7 protein-coding genes are annotated in these 6,545 nt (G+C 42.2%); 3 read left to right on the top strand and 4 right to left on the bottom strand.

Annotated elements, in window-relative coordinates; all coding sequences use genetic code 11:
* Nucleotides 1-26: 26 nt before the first annotated feature.
* Entirely contained in the window at nucleotides 27-626 is a 600-nt protein-coding gene (gene sigZ / locus L1D37_RS20010) for an RNA polymerase sigma factor SigZ (RefSeq protein WP_239848927.1), read from the bottom strand.
* The gene (locus tag L1D37_RS20015; protein WP_004733042.1) at nucleotides 610-906 is read right to left on the bottom strand and encodes a metalloregulator ArsR/SmtB family transcription factor; all 297 of its coding nucleotides are present in this window, start codon (nucleotides 904-906) and stop codon (nucleotides 610-612) included. Before L1D37_RS20015 ends, sigZ begins: the two co-directional genes overlap by 17 nt.
* Nucleotides 907-1,139: 233 nt before the next feature.
* Here L1D37_RS20015 and L1D37_RS20020 point away from each other — a divergent pair, with 233 nt between their 5' ends.
* Complete coding sequence (locus tag L1D37_RS20020; protein ID WP_239848928.1) at nucleotides 1,140-2,240, top strand: permease; 1,101 nt, start codon at nucleotides 1,140-1,142, stop codon at nucleotides 2,238-2,240.
* 126 nt (nucleotides 2,241-2,366) lie between these two features.
* Here the strand turns inward: L1D37_RS20020 and L1D37_RS20025 are convergent, their stop codons facing one another.
* Entirely contained in the window at nucleotides 2,367-3,569 is a 1,203-nt protein-coding gene (locus L1D37_RS20025; protein WP_239848929.1) for a hypothetical protein, read from the bottom strand.
* Nucleotides 3,570-3,950: 381 nt separating this feature from the next.
* On the opposite strand from L1D37_RS20025, the gene L1D37_RS20030 reads away from it, so the two are divergent.
* Complete coding sequence (locus L1D37_RS20030; protein ID WP_239848930.1) at nucleotides 3,951-4,253, top strand: hypothetical protein; 303 nt, start codon at nucleotides 3,951-3,953, stop codon at nucleotides 4,251-4,253.
* A gap of 115 nt (nucleotides 4,254-4,368) precedes the next feature.
* On the opposite strand, the gene trmY is transcribed toward L1D37_RS20030, so the two are convergent.
* Entirely contained in the window at nucleotides 4,369-4,968 is a 600-nt protein-coding gene (gene trmY / locus L1D37_RS20035; protein WP_004733046.1) for a tRNA (pseudouridine(54)-N(1))-methyltransferase TrmY, read from the bottom strand.
* Between the two features lie 432 nt (nucleotides 4,969-5,400).
* Between trmY and L1D37_RS20040 the strand changes: the two genes are divergently transcribed.
* On the top strand, nucleotides 5,401-5,925 hold the full coding sequence (locus L1D37_RS20040) for a DUF3087 family protein (protein WP_239848931.1): 525 nt from the start codon (nucleotides 5,401-5,403) through the stop codon (nucleotides 5,923-5,925).
* Nucleotides 5,926-6,545: the final 620 nt, after the last annotated feature.

Here is a 6,545-nt window from a genome sequence, read left to right on the forward strand (position 1 = left end):
TGAGCTAACTACTACCAGTACTTCTATTAACACTTACCGCAATCGGCGTCCGACTTAAGCTCACAATCAATCACATTGCCTTGCTTATCCAGTGACAAGTTACAGCATTGTTCGAATAGGTTCTTAAGATCCCCACGACTTTTCTGAACGCGAGACTTCACCGTTGAATAGCTTATGTTTTGTGCCTCTGCGATCTCTTTCTGGCTTTGGCCTTTGATATCAACAGCAAGCAGTAGCGATGAACTTTGTTCTGGTAGCGCCTGAATAAACGGTTCAATGCACAATGACAGCTTCTGTTTAAACTCTGAATCGTGGTCTAAATCGGCAAACCACAGATCTTCAGCGTCAATTTGGCTGTCACGCTGTTGGCGAGCATGTTTACGGTAGAAGTCGATGATCGTGTGATTAGCTAATTGGAATAGCCACGATTTCACACTGCTTGCATCTTGGACTTTGTCTAAATTCTGATACGTCTTAATCAAGATCTCTTGAAGCAAGTCGTCGACGTCAGCGGTGTTGTTGACCTTAGAATGCAAAAAAGACTTTAACGCTTGTTGGTACTCAGCCCAAACCTGTTCTAAGTCCAAAGAAGCCTTATTCAAAGGTGCTTTAGTTACACTGTTCATTCACGCAACACTCGTCTTGTAAGAAATCAATCACGCCTTCTAGGCATTCATACTCTGCCACGCAGAATAAGGTTCTTCCCTCACGCCTTTGGCTGATTAGGCCTGCCGACGCTAGGCTTGAAATATGGTGAGACAAGGTAGAACCAGGAATACCGAGTTCTTCTTGTAGGCCGCCAACTGCAATGCCTTGGTAGCCAGCTTTAACGACACTCTTATAGATAGTTAGGCGGATAGGGTGCCCCAACTCTTTAAGTGCTTTCGCAACGACTTCTAAGTTCATATTAACTCCTCAAGATTTAATTTCGATAATAGTCGAAATGTACTCCAAATACAAATGTAAAAAGCGTGATTATGTAAGTCATTGAAAATCGGTTCTTTTGAAATTCAATTCGATTTTTATCGAAATAAAGCTTGATCTGTTACCAAACATTTCTATAATTCGAGAATATTCGAAATTAAGGGTTGGTTACTTTCCTCATAGAGTCCAGCCTTCAATCCAGTTTGGAGTTAATTATGAGCAATGAAATGTTAACAATGCTAAAAGACGCACTTGATATGTTCGCTTTCTTAGCAGTAGAGCTAATCATCCTTTTCTTGGCGATCAGCTACATTGTTGGGATTCTGCAAGAGTTTCTTACACCAGAGAAGATTCAATCTATCTTGAGCTCGCGTAACGGTAAGGGCTATGTGGTTGCAGCGCTACTGGGTGCGATTACGCCTTTCTGTTCATGTTCGACCATTCCTTTCTTAAAAGGATTGCTGCGTGCCCGAGCGGGTTTCGGTCCAATGATGGTGTTCCTATTCGGTAGCCCACTATTGAACCCAGTGATCATTGGTTTGTTTGTGATTACGTTCGGCTGGCAGGTAGCGGTGTTCTACTTCCTAGTAGCAATGACGGTATCGGTAGTGGCAGGTTACGTACTAGAAAAACTAGGTTTTGAGCGTTACGTAAAAGCAGAAGCGTATGAATCAACAGGTTCTTCTTCAAGCTGTGGTACTAGTTGCGGTGACTCTGCTCCTAAGAAAGCAGCACCAGTAAAAGCTGAATCTTCATGTGGCACAAGTGCATGTGGTGAACCTGCACCAGTAATGGCGAAAGAGACATCTTGCTGCGATTCTAAAAAAGAAGAGCCACAAGTTACTGTTTCATGCTGCTCAACGGATGGAAGCGCGACTGCTGAAATCGTAGAGAAGAAAGAGCCTAGCCGTTGGATGAGAATTTGGTTCTCAACTTGGAAAGACTTCAAACAAGTTTTCCCTTACCTAATGATGGGTATCGCGATTGGTTCATTCATCTATGGCTTCATTCCTACAGACCTAATTGCAGAGTACGCTGGTGAAGGTATGTGGTATGCGATTCCCGTAGCGGCTGTGATTGGTATTCCACTGTACATTCGTGCTGAAGCGGTAATTCCACTAAGTGCTGCTCTAGTTCAGAAAGGTATGGCGTTAGGTTCGGTAATGGCATTGATCATTGGTAGTGCGGGTGCAAGTTTGACTGAAGTTATCCTGCTTAAATCAATCTTCAAAAACCAAATGATTGCAGCATTCCTATTCGTTATCCTAAGCATGGCGATGGGTGCAGGCTTCCTATACAGCTTCATCTTTGGTTAATCAGGTCTGATTCCTAGAAAATCCCATTGATAACAAGATATAGATAATAAAAAGGAGCTCACTTAATTGAGCTCTTTTTTTGTTTGGGTTGTCCCGACCTGAAATGTGTTAAATAAAGAGTGATTATCAGACTGGGTTTGGTATTGCCGCGGAAGTACCGTGTGCGGCGAAAGCATTAGTGGATAACACATCACAGTGGTGACGATTAATCGCATCACCATAGTTGTTGGTGATTCCGGGGAACTGAAAGCGATACATTGGAATGCCGTAGCGACGCTCTCTCTGCTGACCGATTCGGTCTTTGCTTGTCCATAACAGTCGGTTCTTTGCCGTGTAAGTCATGCCGTGCATTTTATTGAAGTATTCTTCGTGACTGCGCATCTGCTCGTATAACTCGATGATGCGTTGTCGGGAGAAGTTTAATGTCGTACTCGCTTTAAGTTGTGTTCCCCAACCGGTTAATACTTTTTCCATGAAGTCTCGTGTGACAAGGCCGGGGCCTGTAAGTAATCCAGCACCTTTGCTTCCGCCAGAGGTATTGGCATTACCAACCAAAGTGCCATGTCGACCAGGCATGTAGGTTGTGTAGTATTTCGTTGAAGGAGACAAGCGGGGCATTCTTGCTTTGAAAGCGAGTGAGCGTTCATCTTCCGCGAAAACGCACACGATCTGTTTGACGTTTTTACCGAGTGATTTGTAATCCTTGAATGCGTTCATCCCTCCGGGTACGGGATCACAAGCAAAGATGTTTACTGGGATGTGGCTAAGTTCGGGATCTTTGAGCATACGGTTCGCCAATTCAAAACAACTGACACCACCTCGGCTCCAGCCCACGATGTTAACTTGGCTAATTGGTTTACTTTGGCGCTCTATCGCAATGTTCTGTTGGCGCGCTGCCATACCGTGTTTCAGGTCAGCCGCTAATTCTTGCGAATCTTTCAACCAATCTTGATATTTCTGGTTGGTTGCAAAAGGCCAAGCCGATTTGGCAGGGCGAGATTCACTGAGCAGTCCTTTCGCTCGCTTCATATAGTCATTCTTATCCTGTTGGTTTCCACGCAAGATATTCAGAACATGGCGCATATTGCTATCAATGCCTTTGCCCTGCAGTGCTCCTCTCACTGCTGAGTAAGTGTCATCTTTGCCTTGTTTCAACCACTCGTTCTGATTCCCACTACCAACCCCATCCACTTGAATGTAGTCAATCATGTCTCTGCCCGTTGCATTCTTTGCTAACGTCGAAATCAATTCGCCAGACACATAGTTTTTGTGATTGTTGTCTTCTGAGTTGGATCCTGTTCCACAGAAGAATACGGTAAAAATTGACATACATTCCCTTAAATTAATTCACCGGATTTATCGGAAGTATAACTGTCGAATCAAAAGGTTGGAGATAAATGTCTATTTATTCGCAAAGGTCAGACCAACAGGCATTAGAAATGGAACGAAGCGCAAGTTTTATAAATTCGTTATTTGGTCAGTTCTATTGGACCCTTGAGCTCGGTTATACCCGTCAAGAAAGATCAATCGAAGTGTCACAATACTCAACGCTATTTTGTCTAGTATCAAACAGCAGGCTGATTTTGTTCTAGTCCCGAAATCTGAAGCCTACACTTTGTATAGATACTTGCTGTTCAGAGGCACCTATGAATTGCGGGTAATTTATAACAGATCGCTTACGAGCTTAGATTGAGGTTTATAGGAGGGAGTATGTTCGCAATACATAGGGAATATGAGTTACAGAATCAGCAACATTTTCATGCCCACATTCAAGTAAAGCCTACCGGAAATTTAGAGTTTGAGATTTTAGAGTCTCATGAACATCATGATACCGACTTTAATCACTTGTCTTTTGAAGCCGAAAAAGGGAAGACTAAAGTGCTTGGACGAGATGAAAGTGGTCAACGGACAGATTGGCAAATTTTATTGGCAGAGGAAGATGCAAAAGAGCTTAATCATCTGGTGGTATTGGTGTCTGAACAATATGAGACGCTAATGCGAGATCTCATGTGACGGGTTTAGCTGATCATAAACTAGAAGAGATTCTCAGCATCCAAAGAATCAAAAGCCCGGCGAATAACCGGGCTTTGTTCACTGTGTTTTGTTAAATGTGATCGTGTCTTTCGAGTTAGAAACCGCGAATATCAAGCTCATTGTTGATCAACACGACACACTGAGAAGCAAACAGCATGTTCGGACCTAAACTGATTTTCTCTGTTCCCAGACGCTTTAAGCTGTTGTAGCTCTTCTTCGGCATAGGGATGTGGTCAGTTAGAAGGAAACATGGGTTTTCAGCAATCTCTGCATCACGGATAAAGTCGCCTTTCTTATCCATCATGTACAGCTGGTGGTCTTCAGCTAGCTCTTTAACTAGCTTTTCAAAACTCATAGTACGAACAGTGATGCCCGGTTCAACCTGACGCGTCTGTTCTTTTGTCATACCTTGAGAAGCGTCAACTGCTCTTACTACCGCTGATAACAATGCAGACTCATGGAAGCCACCAATGTTGGTGATCTCGTTTGAATCGAATGTAATCGTACGTGAAAAGTCTTTAGTACTCTCTAATACAAGGTGCACGGTGACATTCTCACGGTGAGATTGAGCAACGAAGATCGTGTTCATCAGAGTATGAGCCAGAATCTCAGTATGAGCATCTTGCCCAACACCTTCTAAGATAAGTTTGCTCTCTGTAGGGGCTGCGCGAGCGCGTAATACAAATGAACGCATGGAATGTACCTTGTCAGTATGTGATAAAGCGAAGCGGGCTTTATCAACATGAATTGATGAATAACCAAAATTGTGGCGGTATGTAACTCTTTTCTATTAATGAAGTCAAATAGAGTTGCGTATAGCGCCAACCAGAAGAACTCAGCGTATTAAATAGAGAATGACCACATTACAAGATGGTAAGGGTTGAAGCGACCCAATGTTTACGTAGATAGTATGCGCAAATTATAAGGTGGCTTATACCAATCACAGTAAGTAAGTGATCATAAATAGCGCAGGAAAAAGGCTTAAGAGCAAGGCGGCTCTATTCGACAAAGAGTTTCGATAAGTAGTTATTCTACAGTCAAAATTTCTAACGCGGCTATTGAGCGTTTTAACAAGCTAGGATGACCAGTTATTTACTACGATTGGTATTATTTAAGGAAGTAGTCGATGAAGTTACAGAAGATCAATAAAGAAGAATATAGAAAGAAGATGAACCTGCTGTTGGTTTCGTTGGTTGGTTCACTCGCAGTGTTTGCCATTGTATTCGGAACCATACTGATTGACCTATTTGGTTCAGGACAATCAATCGCAGGCGAATCGACAGGTAATTTCCACTTGAACGTATTAGGTGTGATCTTATCAGTCGCATTGAATGCATTTATCGCGAGTCGTGTAAAAGGGCATGATTACTTCAAAGAAGCACTTTATGTATGGAACCTTAAACAGGTCCATAATCAAATCTATCGTAAGCTCAAGCGTATTCAACCTAAAGCTGAGCAAGGCGACCGAGACGCGCTGACCGTCCTTTACTTCTATTACACTACGCAAAAACAGGTATACGACCTAGACAACAACACATTGACGATTAAAACAGTTCAGCAATCGCTAGATAACATCCTAGAACTGAGTGAGAAATGGAGCATTGAGCTAGATATAGAGGCTTTTTCGAAAGATCTAATCGCAAAGTTTTAAGTAATATGCCCATTATTGTATGAGATTTGGGCGACGAAAGAACCTTTTGACGTAAAAGTAGCCACTTAAGCAAGTTTTTTGAATTTTTATCAAAAAAGGGGTTGCCATGTTTTCGATGATCTCTATAATGCCGCCTCACTGACACGGCAGACGCCACAAGGCTTCAGCGGTAATCAGTAAGACGGAAAGTTCGAAAGAAATTAATTTTAAAAAGTGTTTGACACTTAAGATTAAATCGCTAGAATTCACGTCCGCTTTCAAGGGTTTCTTTGTAAAAAGAAAGTTTCGATAAGCAAAGCTCTTTAACAATTTAAACCTATCAATCTGTGTGGGCACTCGTTGATGAATATCAAAACGTTATTGCTTAGGTAATGACAGTTACTTCGGTAACAAACTGATTTCAATGAACTGAGTGACCAATCAAGTCTTAGGACTTGGCACAGTCAATTCATTATCTTTCTGTTGGAAAGATAATAGCTTTAGAATTACATGTTTCTGTTCTTTTTCGAAAGAGCGGTAAATATTAGTTTTGAAGTCAGTATTCGTTGAGTCACAAAATCTTAAATTGAAGAGTTTGATCATGGCTCAGATTGAACGCTGGCGGCAGGCCTAACACATGC

Origin of the sequence: Vibrio sp. Isolate33, from assembly GCF_022397895.1 — a bacterium.
Lineage (GTDB): Bacteria > Pseudomonadota > Gammaproteobacteria > Enterobacterales > Vibrionaceae > Vibrio > Vibrio pomeroyi.

Bases quoted from the DNA above. Each gene is read 5' to 3' on its own strand.
- sigZ (WP_239848927.1), bottom strand. From the start codon at position 626: ATGAACAGTGTAACTAAAGCACCTTTGAATAAGGCTTCTTTGGACTTA.
- L1D37_RS20015 (WP_004733042.1), bottom strand. From the start codon at position 906: ATGAACTTAGAAGTCGTTGCGAAAGCACTTAAAGAGTTGGGGCACCCT.
- L1D37_RS20020 (WP_239848928.1), top strand. From the start codon at position 1,140: ATGAGCAATGAAATGTTAACAATGCTAAAAGACGCACTTGATATGTTC.
- L1D37_RS20025 (WP_239848929.1), bottom strand. From the start codon at position 3,569: ATGTCAATTTTTACCGTATTCTTCTGTGGAACAGGATCCAACTCAGAA.
- L1D37_RS20030 (WP_239848930.1), top strand. From the start codon at position 3,951: ATGTTCGCAATACATAGGGAATATGAGTTACAGAATCAGCAACATTTT.
- trmY (WP_004733046.1), bottom strand. From the start codon at position 4,968: ATGCGTTCATTTGTATTACGCGCTCGCGCAGCCCCTACAGAGAGCAAA.
- L1D37_RS20040 (WP_239848931.1), top strand. From the start codon at position 5,401: ATGAAGTTACAGAAGATCAATAAAGAAGAATATAGAAAGAAGATGAAC.